Source organism: Streptomyces sp. NPDC104581, from assembly GCF_055583685.1.
This window is the reverse complement of sequence record NZ_JBVJNN010000006.1, coordinates 21,858-40,171: the sequence shown is the minus strand read 5'-3', so window position 1 is coordinate 40,171 and position 18,314 is coordinate 21,858. Positions and strand designations below refer to the sequence as shown.

The window sequence follows — 18,314 nt, the reverse complement described above, 5'->3', positions numbered from 1 at the left end:
GAACGGACCGGAGCCGTACACGTCGTGCGCCGGAGCGACCTCCGAGGAAGTCGTACCGGACCGGCCCGAGCCGTGGGCGGCGGGGGCCGCACCGTATGGAAAGGGTGCCTCGCCCGCCCCCGAGAGGGTCGACTCCGCCGCCGCAGGGGCGGCACCGGACGGGCCGGGGCCGTACGTGCCGTACGCGGGACCCGCCTCCGACGAGGTCGGCCCCTCCGGGGCAGGCGCGGGCCGCTGTGCCGCATCGCGTGGGGGCGAGTCACCGGGGGCGGCGGCCGGGCCGGGCGGGCCCGGTCGGGTGCGTGTCGTGGTGCGGGGGGTGTCGGGGTGCGCGTCCGGGTTCAGCAACTCCTTGTGGAGCGTGCGCAGTTCCGGGCCCGGGTCCATGCCCAGGCGGGTCGCGAGGTCGCGGCGGACCTCCTCGTACGCCGACAGCGCCTCCGCCGTGCGGCCCACCGCGCGCAGTGCGCGGATGCGCAGTGCCTGGAGCAGTTCGTCGATCGGGTGGTCGTCGCAGAGCGCCGCAAGTTCGGGCAGTGCCTCCTCCGCGTGGCCGAGGACGAGCGCCGCGGTGAGGCGGGCCCGGCGGGCGCCCAGCCGGCGGGCCTCCCAGCGCGCCGCCTCCGACCTGCGGTCCGGCAGGTCGGACAGCGCGGGTCCGTGCCACAGGCCCAGCGCCTCGTCCAGGAGCACGGCCGCCCGCTCGGGCCCGCCGTCGTCCAGCGCCCTGACCCCCTCGGCCGTGAGCCGCTCGAAGCGGTACAGGTCGACGTCGTCCCGGTCGGCGCGGAGCCGGTAGCCCCCGCTGTCGGAGACGACCGTCCCGGCGCCGAGCGCCCGGCGGAGCCGGCTCACCAGCGCCTGGAGGGCGCCCGCCGCGTCCGCGGGGGCTTCCCCGTCCCAGACCTCGTCGACGAGCGTCGCCGCGGGGACGGTCCTGCCGGGCCGCAGCGCCAGTACGGTGAGCAGCGCGCGCAGCCTGGCGCCGCCGACGGCGTACGGGGTGCCGTCGGCGCGCAGTGCCCGTGTGGGGCCGAGGAGCCGGTAGCGCACGTGACCATTGTCCGGCACGGCCGTTCGGTCGGCCGCCCGCTCCCCCGGGTGCGCCGTTCTCAGGTGCCGCCCCGTCCCTCGCGCCCTCCCCCCGTACGGCGCCCGGCGTCGCCGGAACCAACCCCCGCACGCGAGACGTTTCCGCCGTGCCGCCTGTACGGTCGGGCACGCCGCGCGCCGCCGGCCGTGCCACCGCCCGCACCCACTCCGGATCCCCAGGAGCCGCGAATGACCACCGCCCCCTCCCGTCGCGACCGGCGGATCAGTCCCGTCTTCCTCGGGATCGCCGCCGTCATGGCGGTCACGGGGTGGGCGGTGTGGACCGACTTCGCGGCGGACGCCCGTATCGCCGTCTTCCTCTTCGTCACCTCGGCGTGGATCGTCTCGCTCTGTCTGCACGAGTACGCGCACGCGCGCACCGCCCTGCACAGCGGCGACATCTCCATCGGCGCCAAGGGGTATCTGACGCTCAACCCCCTGAAGTACACTCACGCGTTGCTGAGCATCGTGCTCCCCGTGGTCTTCGTCATCATGGGCGGCATCGGTCTGCCGGGCGGCGCGGTCTTCATCGAGCGCGGCCGGATCCGGGGCCGGTGGCGGCACAGTCTGATCTCGGCGGCGGGCCCCCTGACGAACATCCTCTTCGCGGTCGTCTGCACGGCCCCGTTCTGGCTGGGCATGCTCGACGGCGTACCGATGATCTTCCGTTTCGCACTCGCGTTCCTCGCGCTGCTCCAGGTGACGGCGGCGATCCTCAACTTCCTGCCGGTGCCGGGACTCGACGGCTACGGAGTGATCGAGCCGTGGCTGTCCCGCAAGGTCCGCGCGCAGGTGGAGCCGTTCGCGCCGTTCGGGCTGCTCGCGGTCTTCGGCGTCCTGTTCATCCCCGAGGTGAACATCGCGTTCTTCGACGGGATCGACGCGGTCCTGAGCGGCCTCGGCATCTCGGACCTGGAGACGTACTGCGGTCAGAACTTCTACCGCTTCTGGAAGTCACGCGACGAGCTCTGCCAGTCGTTCGTCGGCTAGGGCCTGTCGTTCGGATCAGGCCCCCGGGGCCTGATCCGCCAAGCAGCGCAGGGCCGTTCCTCAGCCGGTGCCCGCGCCGCCGGCCGCCTTCGCCCTGCGCCGGTAGTACCAGGTCATGTTCGACGACAGCCCGGCCAGCAGCACCCAGACGACGCCGAGCCAGATCTCCCCCCGCACGAAGGCCACCACGGCCGCCGTGGTGGCCAGGAGGCAGACGACGAGGGCGTAGAGAGCGAGGCGGGGCATGGGGTCGGCTCCTGTCGGGGCGTGACGGACGGGACTGCGGCGCCCGTCCAGTGTCCCCCACCCCCATGCCCGCCCGCGCCCAGGTCCGTCCCGGGAGAGGTGGGACGCCGGGGGCCGTCAGACGTCGGTCACGCGCAGGCCCGCGTGCGCCTTGTAACGGCGGTTGACCGAGATCAGGTTCGCCACCAGGGACTCCACCTGGTGCGCGTTGCGCAGCCGCCCCGCGAACACCCCGCGCATGCCGGGGATACGGGCCGCCAGCGCCTGCACGATGTCGGTGTCGGCCCGTACCTCGCCGAGCACCATCACATCGGTGTCGATCTGCTCGACCGCGGGGTCCTGGAGCAGCACGGCGGACAGATGGTGGAAGGCGGCGGTGACGCGTGATCCGGGCAGCAGGGCGGCGGCCTGTTCGGCGGCGCTGCCCTCCTCCGGCTTCAGCGCGTAGGCGCCCTTCTTGTCGAAGCCGAGCGGATTGACGCAGTCGACGACGAGCTTGCCCGCGAGTTCGTCCCTGAGCGATTCCAGCGTCTTGGCGTGGCCCTCCCAGGGCACCGCGATGATCACGATGTCGCTGCGGCGCGCGCATCCGGCGTTGTCGGCGCCCTCGACACCGAGGCCGAGTTCGGCCGCGGCCGTCTCGGCGCGCTCGGCGGCGCGGGAGCCGATGATCACTTTCTGCCCGGCGCGGGCCAGCCGGTAGGCGAGCCCGCGTCCCTGGTCGCCGGTGCCGCCGAGTACTCCGACGGTCAGGTCCGAGACGTCGGGGAGCTCCCAGGGGTCCTTGGCGGGAGGCTTCGGCGCGCTGCCGCTGTCAGTTGAGGTCATGCCCTCGACATTACTTGCCGGTCCGGGAGCCTCCCCCACGCCCTCATCGCTCCCACGCAGCCGGAGTGACCCGTTCGGGTGACGCGGCACCGACCCCCGGCGCGGGGCGTGGCGCTGCGGCAGGATCCCGGCCCATGGATGCCGTACGCGTCGCCCTGCTCCGTGAAGTCCTCGCCGGTACCGAGTGGCCGTCGGCGACCCGCCGGTTCGCCGCGTCGCTGCGGTCGTCCGTGGTGCCCCACGGGGGCGGGCTGCTGCTCGTCGGGACCCGGGCGTACGAGCCGTGGCATCTGGCCGCGCACCTGGTGGACGAGGCGGCGTGGTCCGGCCGCCCGGAGCTGGCGCCGGTGCTCGTACGGCACCGGGTGCGGCCCGCCGATCCCGCCCATCTGTCCGTCGGGCTGGGCAGGCTGGAGGGCGCGGGGCGGGGTGAGACGCTGCTGCTGGTGGCGCCGGAGCGGCCGGACGGCGGGCTGTTGGAGCGGGTGCACGACGCGCGGAGGGCGGGGGCGACGGTCCTGTCGCTGGGCACCGGGGACGCGGAGGTGGTGGGGCTGGCGCACGACACGCTCACCATCACCCCGGCGGTCCGGGACGACGGGCCCTCGGGAGGGCCCCGCGACGAGGAGGCGGACAAGGCGGCCGAAGCGGCCGGTGCGGCACCGAATGAGCCGACGTCGGACGAGACGGGGGCGGACGACGCGGGGGCGGACGACGCGGCGTCGGGTGTCGACCTCGACATGGTTCAGCACCTGGTGAGCGCGGCGGCCGGCGAGAACAGTCTCCCGGCGACGCGCGGCAGGCTCAGCTTCCGTGACCGGCTGTCGCGGCTCGCCGACCAGTTGACCTCGCCGCCGCCGGGCCGCTGGTGACGCCGGGACAGGTGGCCGGATAAAGGATTTGCCCGAGCCGACCGTCACGACGCAGCATGGCCTCTCGTGACCAGAACGCTTTCGGCGATCCTGCCGGACCTCACTCCGCTGCGCACACTGCGCGAGTTCCGGCTCCTGTGGATCCAGGGCCTGGTGACCTACTTCGGCAGCTCCATGGCCATGATCGCGCTGCCGCTCCAGATCAAGGACCTCACGGACTCGCCTCTCGCGGTCGGCGCGATGGGCGCCGTCGAGCTGGTGCCGCTGATCGTCTTCGGGCTGTACGGCGGCGCGCTCGCCGACGCGGTCGACCGCCGCCGGCTGATCCTCCTCTCCGAGGCGGGCCTCGGACTGCTCGCGGTGATCCTGCTGGTCAACGCGCTGCTGCCGCACCCGGCACTCTGGCCGCTGTACGTGGTGGCCGCGGGTGTCTCCGCGCTCGCGGGCATCCAGCGGCCCGCGCTGGACTCCCTGATCGCGCGGATCGTGCCGCACGCCCAGCTGACCGCTGCGGCAGCGCTCAACGCGCTGCGCTGGCAGATCGCGGCGGTCGCCGGGCCCGCGGCGGCCGGTGTCGTGGTCGCGTTCTCCGGGGCGGCGACGGCGTACGCGCTGACCGTGGCCGGGTTCGTCGCCTCCGTACTGATGTGTCTGCGGCTGCGTCCGGCGCCGCCTTCCAAGGAGGCGACGAAACCGTCACTGCGCGGGATCGCGGAAGGCGCGCGGTACGCGTCGGGCAAGCCGGTGCTGCTGGGCACCTACGCGATCGATCTGAGCGCCATGTTCTTCGCCTTCCCGCTCGCGATCTTCCCGTTCCTCGCGGAGGACCTGGACGCGGAGTGGGCGCTCGGACTGATGTACGGGGCGATCCCGCTCGGCTCCGTACTGATCAGCCTGACCAGCGGCTGGGCCTCGAAGGTCAGGCGGCACGGGCTGATGGTCGTGGGCGGCGCGGCGGGCTGGGGCCTGGCGATGGCGATGGCAGGCTGGATGCCGAACATCTGGCTGGTGCTGTTCTGTCTGATGCTGGCGGGCGCGGGCGACATGCTCAGCGGACTGGGGCGCTCGACGATCTGGAACCAGACGATTCCCGAGGAGCTGCGCGGCAGGCTGGCGGGCCTGGAGGTGCTCTCGTACAGCGTGGGGCCGCAGCTGGGCCAGGTCCGCGCGGGCACGGTGGCCGGCTGGACGGGGACCCGCCCGGCGGTCTGGAGCGGTGGGGTGGCGTGTGTGGTGGCGGTGGGGCTGCTGGCGGCGGTGCTGCCGAAGCTGATGACGTACGACTCGGAGACGGACGAGGACGCGTTGCGGCGCAAGGCACAGCAGGAGGAGGCGGCGGCTGCGGACGCGGCTGCCGGTGGGGGCGCCGAAGGGGCCGGTGGCGGGGCTGCCACCACCGGGGACCAGGCGCCCTCGCCCGGGGTGGCGCTCTGACGCGGTGCCGCCACTCGGCGCGGCGCCGGCCTCCCGGTCCCGGTCCCTGGCGGGAAGCCGTCGCCGGGGGTCGGAGGCCCGTCCTCGGACGCCGGACGGGCTCGCCGTGGCCGGCCGGCCGGCGCCAGCACCCCGGACGTGCTCGACGCGGCAGCCCGTGGACCTGTCTTCACGACGGGCGCCGGGCCTCCCGAAGGGCGGGACCCGCGGCCGTCCGGTGCGGTGCGTCGCAAGGCGGAGGACCGGCCTCGTACCGGGCGTTCTCGGCCGACTCACGGCAGCGCGGGGGCACCCCCCGTGGGCTACGGGGGGCAGGTTCCGTGCCAGAGACCGCGGACCGGGCGGGACTTCGCGGACACGCCCTCGGCGGCCGTCAGCTCGGGGGACGGTCCGCCGGGTTGTCGTGCCAGCGGGGGTCCGTCTCCCAGTCGAGGTTGCGGTCGGCCGCCGTCTCCATCGCGCGCTCCGCCTCCTGTCTGGAGGCGTACGGGCCGAAGCGGTCCTTGGCCGGGCAGTCCGGCCCCTCCTCGACCTTCTTGTGCTCGAGGCAGTAGTACCACTCGCCCGGCTTGCCCGCCGTGCGCTTCTTGAACAGGGCCATCGTCGGCTCCTTCCACTGAGGTCCGTCTTCTGGATCAGGCTGCCCCACCAGCGGCTCTTGAACGCTGGTCAAGGGCTGTCCCGTCATCCCCGGTGGATCAGCGCGCGGCGCCAGGTGCGGTGCGTCGCAAGGCGGAGGATCGTCCTCATACTGGGCGTATTCGGGCGATCCGACAACGCGGCGAGGCGCCGCAGCCGTCGTCGCGCGCCCGCCGGGGACGACGGGACAGCCCTTAGACTCGCAGGTATGTCTGGCCAGTCGCTGCTCGTGCCCGGGGAACTCTCCCCCGTCCGTTCCGTTCCCGGAAGAATCCCGCGCCCCGAGTACGTCGGGAAACCTCTGCCGACGCCCTACACGGGCCCGGAGGTGCAGTCCGACGAGACCGTCGAGCTGATGCGGATCGCCGGCCGAATCGCCGCGCAGGCGATGGAGGAGGCCGCGAAGCACATCGCGCCCGGCGTGACGACGGACGCGCTCGACAAGGTCGCCCACGAGTTCATGGTGGACCACGGGGCGTACCCCTCCACCCTCGGTTACCGCGAGTTCCCCAAGTCGCTCTGCACCTCGGTCAACGAGGTCATCTGCCACGGGATCCCGGACTCCACCGTCCTGCGCGACGGTGACATCGTCAATCTCGACGTCACCGCCTTCATCAACGGCGTGCACGGCGACAACAACGCCACCTATCTCTGCGGCGACGTCGACGAGGAGTCGAGGCTCCTGGTCGAGCGGACCCGCGAGTCGCTGAACCGGGCCATCAAGGCCGTCCGGCCCGGCCGGCAGGTCAATGTCATCGGCCGCGTCATCGAGTCGTACGCCAGGCGTTTCGGCTACGGCGTGGTCCGGGACTTCACCGGACACGGCATCAACTCGTCCTTCCACTCCGGGCTGATCATCCCGCACTACGACAGTCCGCACGCGACGACCGTGATGCGGCCCGGAATGACCTTCACCATCGAGCCCATGCTCACGCTCGGCACCCATGAGTACGACATGTGGGACGACGGCTGGACCGTGGTGACGAAGGACCGCAAGCGGACCGCCCAGTTCGAGCACACGCTCGTGGTGACGGACACCGGCGCGGAGATTCTCACCCTGCCCTGACCAGGTGTCCCCCTCGCGATCAAGGGGTAGCTTTCTTACCGACAGGACGCCGGGAACCAGTTGACTTAGGTAAGCCTAAGTAGGAGGATCGGCGAAGGCAAGCGCCCGTGCTGCCCCGCCGGATCTCGGTCTGGTTTTCCGTCCCCATCGGCCCGGAGGCCCGCCTTGGACGCAAGCGCCACCGCCACCCCGTTCTCCACGCAGATCCGTGTCGCCTCGCACGAGAAGCACAGCGAGGTGAACACCTCGACCTTCATGAGCGACCTGCTGGGCCGGCGCTTCGGCGTGGAGGCGTACGCGCGCTACACCGAACAGCTGTGGTTCGTGTACCGGGCGCTGGAGGAAGCCGCTCCAGCGGTCGAGGGGGACCCGGTCGCCGGCCCCTTCATCCGGCAGGAGCTGATGCGTTCCGACGCCCTGGAGCGCGATCTGACGCATCTGCGCGGTGCGGGCTGGCGCGAGGGCCTTGAGCCGCTGCCCGCCACCGCCGCGTACGCCGCGAGGATCACCGAGTGCGCCCGCACCTGGCCCGGCGGCTATGTGGCCCACCACTACACGCGCTATCTCGGGGATCTCTCCGGCGGCCAGGTCGTGCGCGACATCGCGGAGAAGACCTGGGGCTTCGAACGCAAGGGCGACGGCGTCCGCTTCTACGTCTTCGACCGGATCGGCAACCCGGCGGCGTTCAAGCGCGCCTACCGCGAGCTGCTGGACGACCTGCCGGTGGACGACCTGGAGAAGCAGCGCATCATCGAGGAGTGCAACCGGGCCTTCGAGTTCAACGGGGCCGTGTTCCACGAGCTGGAGGGCGAGTTCCCGCTCAGCGCGTGAGCCCGCCGACGCGGTGGACCGCGTTCAGCGGGGCGGGAGCAGGCGGACGCGTCCACCGATCTCGATCGAGCCGTCGGGGCCGGGGGCGGTGAGGATCTGCGACCCCCGGCCCTGCGTGATGTTCAGCGCGCGGCCCAGCTCGGCGGTGAGGAGCAGGGCCGCCGCGCCCGTCGCCTCGTCCTCCACGATGCCGTCGTCACGGCGCGGGAAGCCCCGTGCCCGTACGCGGCCGGCCGACTCGTCCTCCCAGGCCCACGCGTACAGCCAGCCCTCGCCCGGCGGCGGGGCCGGGAGCGCGTCGATCTCCGCGACCGTCTCGTGGCGGCGCAGGGTGCGTGGCGGGGACCATTCGGGGCGCGCCGTGATCCAGGTGAACTCGCCGTCCTGGCGCACCCACACCTCGCCTACGGGCGGGTTGACCGTCTCCAGGTCGAGCAGCCAGGCGGCCCCGACGAGCGGGTGTCCGGCGAAGGGCAGCCGCAGGCCCGGTGTGTAGATGTCCACGTTGCCGCGCTCGGGGTCGTCCACGAACACGGTCTCGCTGAAGCCGAGTTCGGCCGCGAGCGCCTGCCTGGACGCCTCGTCGGGGTAGTCGCGGCCCTCCCGTACGACGCCGAGCGCGTTGCCGTACCGGCCGTCGCCCGCGCAGAAGACGCGCAGTACCTCGATGTCGCCGCCGCCGTCCGCGCCGCGGCCGCCGAAGTCAGTCACCGGACTCCTCCGGCGCGTACGCCGTGCCGATCGAGAACCAGGACAGCACTGGCACCTCCACGCCTTGCCGTACCGAACCGGGCTGGTCCCAACCCGGCAGGTGCCGATGGTAGAAGACCCGGCGGATCAAGCGGGAATCGCGGCATCAGCCGCACCGCCTCGCCACCGCCTTGCCAGGGCCGCGCCGTCGACGCGACAGGGCCGTACCGTGCGGATCGCACGGTACGGCCCTGTCCTGCCCCCGCCGTGGCCGGGGCCGGCCGCCCGGCAGGGCTGTCAGATCTCGCCGGTGGCCGGGTTACGGCGCCGGGCGATGAGGACCGCCGCCCCGCCCGCGACGGCGAGCGCGCCCGCCGCGCCCATCAGGGCACCGGCCGGGACCTCGGCGCCGGTGCTCGCGAGGCTGCCGGTACCGCCAGCGGAGCCGCCGACGGATCCACCGCCCGCCGTGCCGCCGGTGGTGCCGGCGCCGCCGGTCGTACCGCCCGTCGCACCGTCCGTACCGCCGGAGCTGCCACCCGCACCACCCGAACCGCCGGGGAGCTGACCGTCCTTGGTGAGGGAGACGGCCGCGGTGAGGGCGTCGAGCGTCTCGCCCTCCTCGTACATGCCACCGAACGCCTTCGTGCCGTCGGCGGTGAGCGAGGCGGGCACGGCGTTCAGCGTGACGACGCCGTCCTCGGCCTTCAGCTCACCGGCGGGCAGGTCGAGCGTCGCGATGGTGAGGTCCTCGAAGGTGGAGACCTCGTGGGTCGCGCGGTCCTTGGTGCTGACGTCCGCGACAAGGGTGCCCTTGCCGTTCTCGACCTCGGCCTCCAGAGCGCTGAGCTTGAGGTCGAGGACGTACGAGCCCTGCTCCTCGTGGCCCAGGAAGCGGACCGATCCCGCGAACTCGGCGGAGAGGGTCTGCGCCTTCGCGTCGAAGGAGCCGGTGGCCTTCGGGAAGCGGTAGGCGTCGCCCGACCGGACCGCTCCGGCGGATAGTTCGACCTTGCCCCTGGCGATGGGGCCCGTCACATAGGTACGGAAGCTCTTCTTGACGCCCCAGTCGAGATTGCCGTCGACGATCGGACCGTCCACGACGGGCGGGACCGCGGGCTCGTCGGTGGGGTCGGCCGGATCCGTCGGGTCAGTGGGATCAACCGGGTCGGTGGGATCGGTCGGGGCGGTGGGGTCCGTCGGGTCGGTGGGATCGGTGGGGTCAGTGGGGTCCTTCACCGCCGTCACCGAGAGCGTCGCCGGGTCCAGCTCGGCGCCCGCGGCGTAGAAGCCCGCGAACGCCTCGGAGCCCTCGGCGGTCAGCTTGGCGGGAATGTCCGTGAAGACCATCGCGCCGTTCTCGCCCTGCCCCGGCCGGGCTGTCGTCAGGTCGAGATCGGCGATCGGGACGTCGTCGCGCGTCTCGGACCTGCCCTCGGTCACGCTGGTGACGTCGGCGGTGATCTCCCCGTCCACCCGGGTGGTGTTGACCTTCACATCGCTCAACTTGATGTCGAGTACGCCGTGGTGGCCCTCGAAGTGGACGCTTCCCTTGAAGGCGGTGGCGGTGGCGTGCGTGCCGGTGTCGTAGGTGCCCCTGCCGTCCGTGAAGGTGAACACACCGTTTCCGGCGGCCTGGGTGGCACCGTCGGCGGCCGTGATCTTCCCGGCGGCGACGGGCGAGAGCAGGTACTTGCGGAAGGACTCCTTGAAGCCCCACTCCAGGGTGCCGTCCTCCAGTTCGAGTTGGGGCGCGGCGGGCGCTCCGGGGGCGGCGGCGGGAGCGCCGCCGGCCGCGGACGCCGGGACGGCGAGCGCGGTCGCGCCGATGGCCACGACTGTGGCGACCGCTGCGGCAAGGGCGGTGGGACGACGGGTGGCAAGCATGTTCGGGGATCTCCTCGATGAAGGTAATGCGCGAAAGGAGCGGGGGGTGGGGAGGGGGACGGAAGGTCAGGAGGGTCCGTCGTGCCCGCCGGCGGCACCGGAGCCCGGCCCGGAGGCAGGTGCTGGCCCGGAGTCCGGCCCGGAGGCAGGTGCTGGTGCGGAGTCGGGACCGGAGGCAGGTGCTGGTGCGGAGTCGGGACCGGAGGCCGGGGCCGCCGGCGCCGTCTTTCCGCGGCGCCGGACCCCGAGGTACACCGCGAGCGCGGCGGCCAGCAGCAGAGCGGCGCCGACGCCCGTGTACGTGAGGACGGCGGAGGACGAGGAGGCCGGGGCGGAGGCGGCACCGTCCACCTCCGCGGGCTCGGTGGCTCCGTCCGCCGCGCCCGCCTTCGGAGCGGCGGAGGCCTCGACGTCACTGCCCAGATCGGGCAGTGCGGGCAGCTCCGCCTTCTTGTCGACGGCGACGGCGAGCGAGACGGGATCCATCACCGTGCCCGCCGTGTACATGGAGCCGAACGCCTTGGCACCGGCCTCGGTGAGCGTCGCGGGGGCCTCGGTGAGTACGGCGAGGCCGTACTCCGGTGTGAAGTCCTTGGCGGCGAAGGTGACGAGCGAGACGGCCCGGCGCGGTGCCCCGCCCTCGGTCGTGACGTCGGCGGCCAGGGTGCCCTTGCCGCCCTTGACCCGAACGCCGATGCCGCTGAGCTTGAGGTCCAGTCGGTTGCCGGTGAAGCGGACACTGCCCGCGAAGTCGGCGTCGAGCGTGCCCTTCTCGGCGTCGTACGTGCCCTTGCCCTTCGGGAAGCGGAACAGCGCCCCGCCGTCCCGCGCGCCGTCGCCGAGCGTCCAACGGCCCTCGGCGATGGAGCCGGTGACGTACTCACGGAAGGTACGGCGCACTCCCCAGTCGACGGCCGCGTCCTGGAGAGCGCTGTCGGCCCGCTCCTCCCCGGCCTCGCCGTCGCCGTCGTCGCGGGCCTCGCCGGACGGCTTCTCGGCGGGTTGCCGCGCCGGGTCCTTCGCCGCGGCCACGTCCACGGAGAGGCTGACCGGGTCGAGCGGAGTGCCCGCCTCGTAGTAACCGGCGAAGGCGGTGGCGCCCTGCGCGGTGAGTGTCGAGGGGACGTTGCTGAGCGCGACCGGGCTGCCGCCGCCCCGCATGTCGATTCCGCCGAGATCGAGCGTGGCGAGCGGAACCTGCGACGCGGTGGTCACCTTTCCGCTCCCCTTGGCCTTGCTGGTCATGTCGGCGTGCAGGGTGCCCCGGCCGCCGGAGACACGGACCGTGGGACGGCTGATGGTGAGGTCCAGCTCGTACGATCCGTCGGGCTCGGTGTGCCCGACGAAGCGGACGCCGCCGCTGAAGCCGGCGCGCAGGGCGCCGCTGTCGGGGTCGTACGTCCCGGAGGCGGAGTGGAACCGGAACTGGCTGCCGCCCACCGTGGCGGCTCCCCCGTTCAGGGTCCAACTGCCGCCCGCTACGGGGCCGGTGACATAGCTCTGGAAGGACGACTTGATCCCCCAGTCGAGCCTGCCGCCCCGCACGGTGCGGTCCGCCGCCTGCGCCGTGACCGCCGGGATCATGGCTCCGAGGAGCACGGCGAGCAGCGCGAGGGCGAGAGCGCGCACCGGTCCGGACGACAGCATCAGAGGATCACTCCCACGTTGGAGACGTAAACGGAGCTGGACGGAGGCGGCCACGGGCACGCCGGGGAAGCCCGGTTGACGAAGCCGCCCCGGACCTAGCAAGCAAGGTAAGGCTAACCTAAGCTATCTTCAGCCCGGCCGGAACCCTTCCGCCCAGGCGCCTCGACGGACTCCACACGGGACTCCACAGACGACGGGACGGTGCACTCCGTGCGCACTCAACGCCTGGCGGGCGCACTCCTCTCGGTGCTGACCCTCGCCCTGGCCGCCACCGGCTGCGACGGAAGCGACACCGGTGACACCGGCGACGGCGGGACGGCGAAGGCCGCCGCTACGGCGGCCGCCGCCGACCGCGTCGAACCACTGGCCGCCGTCCCCGATCCGGCGCTCCCGGTCACGGTGGACTCCGCCGACGGCACGAAGGTCACCGTCACTTCGACGGACCGACTCGTTCCGCTCACCGGATCGCTCAACGAGATCGTCTTCACCCTCGGCCTCGGAAAGCACGTCGTGGCCCGCGACATCACCGCCACCTTCGAACAGGCCGAGAAGCTGCCGGTGGTGACCCGCGCCCACGACGTCTCCGTCGAGAGCGTCCTGTCCCTGCGGCCGACGCTCGTCATCGCCGAGACCACCACCGGCCCCGCCGAAGCCGTCGACCAGATACGTGACGCCGGGATCCCGCTGCTCGTCGTCGAGCCGGCGAAGGGCCTGGACGACGTCGGCACACGCATCGAGACGGTGGCGCGGGCGCTGGGCGTCGACGCGGCGGGCGAGCAGCTGAGCGCGCGTACGGCGGAGCGGATCGCCGCCGTACAGAAGCGCATCCCGGCGTCCGGCGACGGCGGGAAGCCGCGTGTGGCGTTCCTCTATCTGCGCGGCTCTGCCTCGGTCTATCTGCTCGGTGGCCGTGATTCCGGGGCGAGTTCACTGCTGGAGGCGGCGGGCGCCGTCGACGCGGGCAAGGAATCCGGCCTGGACAAGGACTTCACCGCTGTCACGAGCGAGGCACTGGCGAAGGCCGCGCCCGACGCGATCCTCCTGATGAGCAAGGGACTTGAGTCGGTCGGCGGTCCCGATGGCCTGGTGAAGATCCCGGGTGTGGCCGAGACACCCGCCGGTCTCGACCGCCGGTTCGTCTCCGTCGACGACGGCGTACTGCTCAACTACGGGCCCCGTACGGACCAGGTGCTCGCCTCCCTGGTCGAACAGCTCTACCCGGACGGCGAGTGACGTGACGACGACACCCACACCGGCACCCGCTCCCGCGTCCCCGCCCCCGTCCGCCGTCGCCCCCGCGCCGCCGGGCCACCTCCCGTACGGAAACGCACCCTCGCGGAAGCGGCCCCAACAGCGCGGAACGACGTGGCTGTTGACCGTCGCACTCCTCGGCGCACTGCTCCTGCTCTCTCTGCTCTCCGCCGGGCTCGGCGCGTACGACATACCGCTGGGCGACGTCATCGGCTCCCTGTGGCACCGGATCGGCCTCGGCGGCGCCCCGCTCGAACGGGTCCCCGAGAGCGTCCTGTGGAACGTCCGGCTGCCGCGTGTCGTCCTCGCGCTGCTCGTCGGGGCCTCGCTGGGCTGCGCGGGCGCCCTGATGCAAGGCGTGTTCGGCAATCCGCTCGCCGAACCGGGCGTCATCGGCATCTCGGCGGGCGCGGCGGTCGGCGCCGTCGCGTCGATCGCGCTCGGCCTGAGCTTCCTCGGCAACTGGACCGTCACCGTCTGCGCGTTCGTCTCCGGGCTGCTGACCGTGCTGCTGGTGTACACGATGTCCCGCTCCGGCGGCCGTACGGAGGTGGTCACGCTCATCCTCACCGGCATCGCGGTGAACGCCTTCGCGGGCGCGCTCATCGGGCTGTCCGTCTTCTTCGCCGACAACGCGCAGATCGCCCAGATCACCTTCTGGCAGCTCGGCTCGCTGGCGCAGGCGACCTGGCCCAAGGTGCTCGCCGTACTGCCGTGCGCACTGCTCGGTCTCGCCGTCGCGCCCTTCTACGCACGGAAGTTGGACCTCCTGGCGCTGGGCGAGCGGCCGGCCAGGCACCTGGGCGTGGACGTCGAACGGCTCCGAGTCGTCCTGGTCCTGGTCGTCGCGCTGCTCACGGCCGCCGCCGTGGCGGTGGCGGGGATCATCACGTTCGTCGGGCTGCTGGTCCCGCATCTGCTGCGGATGGCGAACGGTCCCGGCCACCGCTTCCTGGTACCGGGCAGCGCGCTCGGTGGCGCGCTGGTGCTGGTCGCGGGCGACCTCGCGGCCCGTACGGTCGCGGCCCCGGCCGAACTGCCGCTCGGTGTCCTCACGGCACTCTTCGGCAGCCCGTTCTTCTTCTGGCTGCTGCGCAGGACACGGCGCGGACAAGGGGGTTGGGCATGAGGGCCGGCACGGTCGTGAGGGCGACGGCGCACCGCGTGCTCCTGAGCGGATTCGCGGTGCGGGGCAGGGAGTTGCCCGTGCCCGTCGCGCACGGGGACGTCGTCGCCGAAGCACGGGACCTGCGCGTACGGTTCGGGCGGCACGATGTGCTCGGTGGCGCCGAGGGCGGTGTCGGCCTCACCGTACGCGCAGGTGAGGTCCTCGCGCTCGTCGGACCCAACGGGGCGGGCAAGTCGACGCTCCTGGCGGCGCTCGCGGCCGACCAGGGTGCGGACAGCGGCGGCGTACGGATCGCCGGCCGCCCCGCCGCCGACTGGTCCGCGCCCGAACTCGCCCTGCGCCGGGCCGTGTTGCCACAGGCCGCCACGCTCTCCTTCCCGTTCCCGGTGGAGGAGGTCGTACGGATGGGCCGGGCGCCGTGGGCGGGTACGGCGTCCGAGAAGGACGACGACACCGCCGTGGCCGAGGCCATGGCGGCGACCGAGGTCACCGAATTCGCGCACCGCCCCTTCGCCGCGCTCTCCGGCGGCGAACGCGCCCGCGTCGCGCTCGCCCGGGTTCTCGCCCAGCGCGCGCAGCTGCTCCTCCTCGACGAGCCGACCGCCGCACTCGACCTGCGCCACCAGGAGTTGGTGCTGCGTATCTGCCGGAATCGGGCGGCGGCCGGTGACGCCGTCGTCGTCGTGCTGCACGATCTCGGGCTGGCCGCCGCGCACGCCGACCGGGCCGCCGTCCTGCACGGGGGACGGCTCGTCGCGGACGGCCCGCCGGCCGAGGTGTTCGGTGCCGAACTGCTCAGCCGCGTCTACCGCCAGCCCGTGGAGGTCTTCCCGCACCCACGCACCGGGACCCCGCTCGTGCTTCCGGACAGGACCGGTAGGGTTCGGACGGTCAGTGGGGGACACGGAGCAGAAGGCGACCGATGAGAAGGCCGATTCGGGCAGCGGCGGGGTTGGCATCAGCGACGGTGATGTCGTTGCTCGCGAGTGGGTGTATGACGGTCCACGGTGAACTGGCCGTGCTTCCGGGCGCGAAGAAGTCCGAAGCCGCCCGGGCGCTGGCCGATTTCACCGAGGCGTACAACAAGGCCGACAAGGCGTACGACCCCGCGCTGGACGCCGGCCGGGTCACCGGCGCGCTGGGGGCGATCAACCAGGCCGGGCTGAAGGCCAGAAGCATCACCAACCCGGACGGCAACGACCGGCACCAGCCGCTGGAGTTGACGGACGCCAAGTTCTTGATCCCGAAGAAGGCGGGCTGGCCGCGCTGGTTCGTCGCCGACACCGACAGCAACCGCGACAAGGACGACGGTCCCGGTGACAACCGCTGGGTGCTGGTCTTCGTGCGCAACGGGGCCGACCAGTTGTGGGAGGTCGCCTATCTCGCGATCCTGACGCCGGACGAGATCCCCGAGTTCAAGACCGACAAGGACGGTCACGTCGAACCGGTCCCGGCGGACGGCGGGTCACCGGCAGTGGCTCCCGGCGACATGAGCAGCGAGTACGCCTCGTATCTCAAGAGCGGCGAGCCCGCGCACTTCGCGCCCGGACCGCACACCAGCGAGTGGCGGAACCTTCGCGAGAAGAACGCCAAGCTGCCCGGTCTGACCATCCAGTACATCGATCAGCCCCTGGACACCGGGGACTTCGCGCCTCTGGCGCTCGCCACGGAGGACGGCGGCGCGCTGGTCTTCTACGCGCTCAGGTACTTCGACCGGCAGACGGCCGCCCGCGGCTACACCCCGAAGGTCTCCGCCGATGTGAAGGCGCTGATGACCGGTGAGGTGAAGGACACCCTCACCAAGGAGTGGGTGTCGAGCCAGGCGGCGGTGGTGAGGCCCGACGGCGCGGGCGGCGACCAGGTGGACGTGGTGAGCAGACTGCAAGGGGTGATAGGGGCCGAAGGCTCCTGACACCCCCTCGGGGACGCCCGCGCACGAGCCGCGCGCCCGTGCGCCGGGTCCCGCCGGACGCTCTCGCCGGTGGTCAGCGGCCGAGCGGCCAGGCCACCGGGTGCGGGTCCTGCTCGTGGTTCTCGCCCGCGTACCGCGCGCACGCGTCCGTCAGCGTCTCCAGCAGCGTCAGCGGGTCGGGCAGCGGATGCTCGGGGCCGCGCAGCCAGGTCATCGACAGCTCGCCGGGCAGCCTGGCCGGGGGTACGAGGACGTAACTGCCCCGGCAGTGCCAGCGGAAGCCCGGATGCTCGTCCATCGTCTCGGGGTGGCAGTCCAGTTCACAGGGCCACCACTCGTCCTCGTCCTCGGGCGTGCCGCGGGTGGCGGTGAAGAACAGCATCCGGTCGCCGCCGGAGTCGGCCACCGGGCCGACGTCGACACCCGCGTCGAGCAGCCTCTCCAGCGCCCTGCTGCCCGCCTCCAGCGGAACGTCCAGGACGTCGTGGACGAGACCGGTCGCCGTGATGAAGTTGGCGTCGGGCTGGTTCCTGGCCCAGCGCTCGATCTGTGCCTCGTCGGTCGTGGACTGCGTCTGCCAGGCGAACGAGACGGGATGCCTGGCGGGGGTGGGACAGCCGATGCGCTCGCACGAACACCGGTAGCCGATGGGATGCGCGGCGGGCGAGACGGGCATACCGGCCGCGGCGACGGCGAGGAGAAGGGCCTCGCGGGCGTCGGCGTCCGCGGCGGTCGACCGGCCGTCGTCGTGCTTTCTGGCGAGTCGGCGCAGCCACTGGGAAACCTTGCCCTCAGTGCCGCGGTAGCGGCCGAAATCGTCGCCCATCTATCCCCTCACCTCATGCGCCGGCCCTCGTCGACACTTCCATGTTCGCACCATCCTGCGCTTCGGGGGGCCGCACTCCCCAACCGGGGTGGGCGGGCGGATGCCGATCACCGGGCGTCATCACGCGCCATATGGGCAAATAGCCCACCGATACGGTCGATGAGAGCCCGTGGTGTCGGACACACTCCCCGGGTCCGATCCTGGTCCGGTCCAAGTGGCGTCCGGGTCCGGACCGGCCGCAGACGCCGGCGGGCACTCAGTGCCGCGGGGCCAGCCCGCTCAGCGTGTAGTCGACCAGCGAGTCGGCGTAGTCGTGGGTGAGGGGCAGCGTCCGCAGCAGCCAGCGGTGCAGGATCGGGCCGGTCAGCAGCTCCATCGCGGTGCGCGGGTCGATGTCGTCCCGTACGGTCCCCGCCTCCTGTGCGGCCCGCAGCCTCCGTACATAGAGGGCGGCCTGCGGCTCCAGCAGTTTCTCCGCGTACTGGGCGCCGATGGCCGCGTCGACGATGCCCTCGGCGGCGAGCGCGCGCGTCGGGGCCTCGAACGCGGGATCGTTCAGCTCGTCGACCGTGGCGCGCAGCACCGTCTTGAGGTCCGCCGCCAGATCACCGGTGTCCGGGATCCCGTAGTCGTCGGCGCCGCCGGCGGCTTCGGCGGCCTGTTCCCCCATGTCGAGGAAGGCTTCGAGGAGTACGGCGGCCTTCGAGGGCCACCAGCGGTAGATCGTCTGCTTGCCGACGCCCGCGCGGGCCGCGATGCCCTCGATCGTCGTCTTCGCGTAACCGGCCTCACCGACCAGCGACAGGGCGGCGGCGTAGATCGCGCGCCGTGACTTCTCACTGCGGCGGGTGGAATCCGGTGCCTTGCTCTCAGCCATCGCACCAGCCTACCAGTGAGGCGAGACGCACCGTCTCGCCCGAAGGGGTCCGGGGCCGCTCCCGCGCGGATCATCTGGACCGGCTGCCGGAGGAAAA

18 protein-coding genes are annotated in these 18,314 nt (G+C 72.5%); 9 read left to right on the top strand and 9 right to left on the bottom strand.

Annotated elements, in window-relative coordinates; genetic code table 11:
* Positions 1-1,053 (bottom strand): AfsR/SARP family transcriptional regulator (locus tag ACZ61E_RS07385; RefSeq protein ID WP_469698368.1); only part of this gene is annotated, 1,053 nt, incomplete at its 3' end.
* A gap of 228 nt (positions 1,054-1,281) precedes the next feature.
* Here ACZ61E_RS07385 and ACZ61E_RS07380 point away from each other — a divergent pair.
* A complete protein-coding gene (locus ACZ61E_RS07380) occupies positions 1,282-2,082 on the top strand; it encodes a site-2 protease family protein (protein ID WP_469698366.1) in 801 nt (266 codons plus the stop codon).
* Positions 2,083-2,142: 60 nt separating this feature from the next.
* Here ACZ61E_RS07380 and ACZ61E_RS07375 read toward each other — a convergent pair whose 3' ends face one another.
* On the bottom strand, positions 2,143-2,328 hold the full coding sequence (locus ACZ61E_RS07375; protein ID WP_469698364.1) for a hypothetical protein: 186 nt from the start codon (positions 2,326-2,328) through the stop codon (positions 2,143-2,145).
* A 117-nt stretch (positions 2,329-2,445) separates the two neighbouring features.
* Positions 2,446-3,156: an NADPH-dependent F420 reductase gene (gene npdG / locus ACZ61E_RS07370; RefSeq protein WP_469698362.1), complete on the bottom strand. Its 711-nt coding sequence runs from the start codon at positions 3,154-3,156 to the stop codon at positions 2,446-2,448.
* A gap of 134 nt (positions 3,157-3,290) precedes the next feature.
* Here npdG and ACZ61E_RS07365 point away from each other — a divergent pair, with 134 nt between their 5' ends.
* Positions 3,291-4,028, top strand: a complete 738-nt coding sequence (locus ACZ61E_RS07365; protein WP_469698360.1) for a hypothetical protein — start codon at positions 3,291-3,293, stop codon at positions 4,026-4,028.
* Between the two features lie 66 nt (positions 4,029-4,094).
* A complete protein-coding gene (locus ACZ61E_RS07360; RefSeq protein ID WP_469698358.1) occupies positions 4,095-5,462 on the top strand; it encodes an MFS transporter in 1,368 nt (455 codons plus the stop codon).
* Between the two features lie 373 nt (positions 5,463-5,835).
* Here the strand turns inward: ACZ61E_RS07360 and ACZ61E_RS07355 are convergent, their stop codons facing one another.
* Positions 5,836-6,063 carry a hypothetical protein gene (locus tag ACZ61E_RS07355; RefSeq protein WP_469698356.1) on the bottom strand — a complete coding sequence of 76 codons (228 nt, stop codon included), beginning with the start codon at positions 6,061-6,063 and terminating at the stop codon, positions 5,836-5,838.
* A 246-nt stretch (positions 6,064-6,309) separates the two neighbouring features.
* Between ACZ61E_RS07355 and map the strand changes: the two genes are divergently transcribed.
* The gene (gene map / locus ACZ61E_RS07350; RefSeq protein WP_469698354.1) at positions 6,310-7,167 is read left to right on the top strand and encodes a type I methionyl aminopeptidase; all 858 of its coding nucleotides are present in this window, start codon (positions 6,310-6,312) and stop codon (positions 7,165-7,167) included.
* A 165-nt stretch (positions 7,168-7,332) separates the two neighbouring features.
* Complete coding sequence (locus tag ACZ61E_RS07345; RefSeq protein WP_469698352.1) at positions 7,333-7,998, top strand: biliverdin-producing heme oxygenase; 666 nt, start codon at positions 7,333-7,335, stop codon at positions 7,996-7,998.
* 24 nt (positions 7,999-8,022) lie between these two features.
* Here ACZ61E_RS07345 and ACZ61E_RS07340 read toward each other — a convergent pair whose 3' ends face one another.
* From ACZ61E_RS07340 to ACZ61E_RS07330, 3 genes are all read right to left on the bottom strand, one after another.
* Positions 8,023-8,709, bottom strand: coding sequence for a PhzF family phenazine biosynthesis protein (locus ACZ61E_RS07340; protein WP_469698350.1), 687 nt, complete (start codon positions 8,707-8,709; stop codon positions 8,023-8,025).
* Between the two features lie 276 nt (positions 8,710-8,985).
* Positions 8,986-10,575, bottom strand: coding sequence for an HtaA domain-containing protein (locus ACZ61E_RS07335; RefSeq protein WP_469698348.1), 1,590 nt, complete (start codon positions 10,573-10,575; stop codon positions 8,986-8,988).
* 66 nt (positions 10,576-10,641) lie between these two features.
* A complete protein-coding gene (locus ACZ61E_RS07330) occupies positions 10,642-12,222 on the bottom strand; it encodes an HtaA domain-containing protein (RefSeq protein ID WP_469698346.1) in 1,581 nt (526 codons plus the stop codon).
* A gap of 210 nt (positions 12,223-12,432) precedes the next feature.
* On the opposite strand from ACZ61E_RS07330, the gene ACZ61E_RS07325 reads away from it, so the two are divergent.
* Genes ACZ61E_RS07325 through ACZ61E_RS07310 form a run of 4 tightly spaced genes read left to right on the top strand, consistent with a single transcriptional unit; the run spans position 12,433 to position 16,514 of the window.
* Positions 12,433-13,455, top strand: coding sequence for a heme/hemin ABC transporter substrate-binding protein (locus ACZ61E_RS07325; RefSeq protein WP_469698344.1), 1,023 nt, complete (start codon positions 12,433-12,435; stop codon positions 13,453-13,455).
* 1 nt (position 13,456) lies between these two features.
* The gene (locus tag ACZ61E_RS07320; protein ID WP_469698342.1) at positions 13,457-14,602 is read left to right on the top strand and encodes a FecCD family ABC transporter permease; all 1,146 of its coding nucleotides are present in this window, start codon (positions 13,457-13,459) and stop codon (positions 14,600-14,602) included.
* Positions 14,599-15,528 carry a heme ABC transporter ATP-binding protein gene (locus ACZ61E_RS07315; RefSeq protein WP_469698340.1) on the top strand — a complete coding sequence of 310 codons (930 nt, stop codon included), beginning with the start codon at positions 14,599-14,601 and terminating at the stop codon, positions 15,526-15,528. The genes ACZ61E_RS07320 and ACZ61E_RS07315 overlap by 4 nt, the downstream gene beginning before the upstream one ends.
* Complete coding sequence (locus ACZ61E_RS07310) at positions 15,525-16,514, top strand: SCO2278 family lipoprotein (protein ID WP_469698339.1); 990 nt, start codon at positions 15,525-15,527, stop codon at positions 16,512-16,514. Before ACZ61E_RS07315 ends, ACZ61E_RS07310 begins: the two co-directional genes overlap by 4 nt.
* A 73-nt stretch (positions 16,515-16,587) precedes the next feature.
* Here ACZ61E_RS07310 and ACZ61E_RS07305 read toward each other — a convergent pair whose 3' ends face one another.
* Positions 16,588-17,340, bottom strand: a complete 753-nt coding sequence (locus ACZ61E_RS07305; RefSeq protein ID WP_469698337.1) for a bifunctional DNA primase/polymerase — start codon at positions 17,338-17,340, stop codon at positions 16,588-16,590.
* A 256-nt stretch (positions 17,341-17,596) separates the two neighbouring features.
* A complete protein-coding gene (locus tag ACZ61E_RS07300; protein ID WP_469698335.1) occupies positions 17,597-18,217 on the bottom strand; it encodes a TetR/AcrR family transcriptional regulator in 621 nt (206 codons plus the stop codon).
* Positions 18,218-18,314 lie beyond the last annotated feature (97 nt).

What these genes read in the sequence shown, in the direction of transcription:
- ACZ61E_RS07380 (WP_469698366.1), top strand. Translation starts at nt 1,282, where the DNA reads ATGACCACCGCCCCCTCCCGTCGCGACCGGCGGATCAGTCCCGTCTTC.
- ACZ61E_RS07375 (WP_469698364.1), bottom strand. Translation starts at nt 2,328, where the DNA reads ATGCCCCGCCTCGCTCTCTACGCCCTCGTCGTCTGCCTCCTGGCCACC.
- npdG (WP_469698362.1), bottom strand. Translation starts at nt 3,156, where the DNA reads ATGACCTCAACTGACAGCGGCAGCGCGCCGAAGCCTCCCGCCAAGGAC.
- ACZ61E_RS07365 (WP_469698360.1), top strand. Translation starts at nt 3,291, where the DNA reads ATGGATGCCGTACGCGTCGCCCTGCTCCGTGAAGTCCTCGCCGGTACC.
- ACZ61E_RS07355 (WP_469698356.1), bottom strand. Translation starts at nt 6,063, where the DNA reads ATGGCCCTGTTCAAGAAGCGCACGGCGGGCAAGCCGGGCGAGTGGTAC.
- map (WP_469698354.1), top strand. Translation starts at nt 6,310, where the DNA reads ATGTCTGGCCAGTCGCTGCTCGTGCCCGGGGAACTCTCCCCCGTCCGT.
- ACZ61E_RS07335 (WP_469698348.1), bottom strand. Translation starts at nt 10,575, where the DNA reads ATGCTTGCCACCCGTCGTCCCACCGCCCTTGCCGCAGCGGTCGCCACA.
- ACZ61E_RS07330 (WP_469698346.1), bottom strand. Translation starts at nt 12,222, where the DNA reads ATGCTGTCGTCCGGACCGGTGCGCGCTCTCGCCCTCGCGCTGCTCGCC.
- ACZ61E_RS07315 (WP_469698340.1), top strand. Translation starts at nt 14,599, where the DNA reads ATGAGGGCCGGCACGGTCGTGAGGGCGACGGCGCACCGCGTGCTCCTG.
- ACZ61E_RS07310 (WP_469698339.1), top strand. Translation starts at nt 15,525, where the DNA reads ATGAGAAGGCCGATTCGGGCAGCGGCGGGGTTGGCATCAGCGACGGTG.
- ACZ61E_RS07305 (WP_469698337.1), bottom strand. Translation starts at nt 17,340, where the DNA reads ATGGGCGACGATTTCGGCCGCTACCGCGGCACTGAGGGCAAGGTTTCC.
- ACZ61E_RS07300 (WP_469698335.1), bottom strand. Translation starts at nt 18,217, where the DNA reads ATGGCTGAGAGCAAGGCACCGGATTCCACCCGCCGCAGTGAGAAGTCA.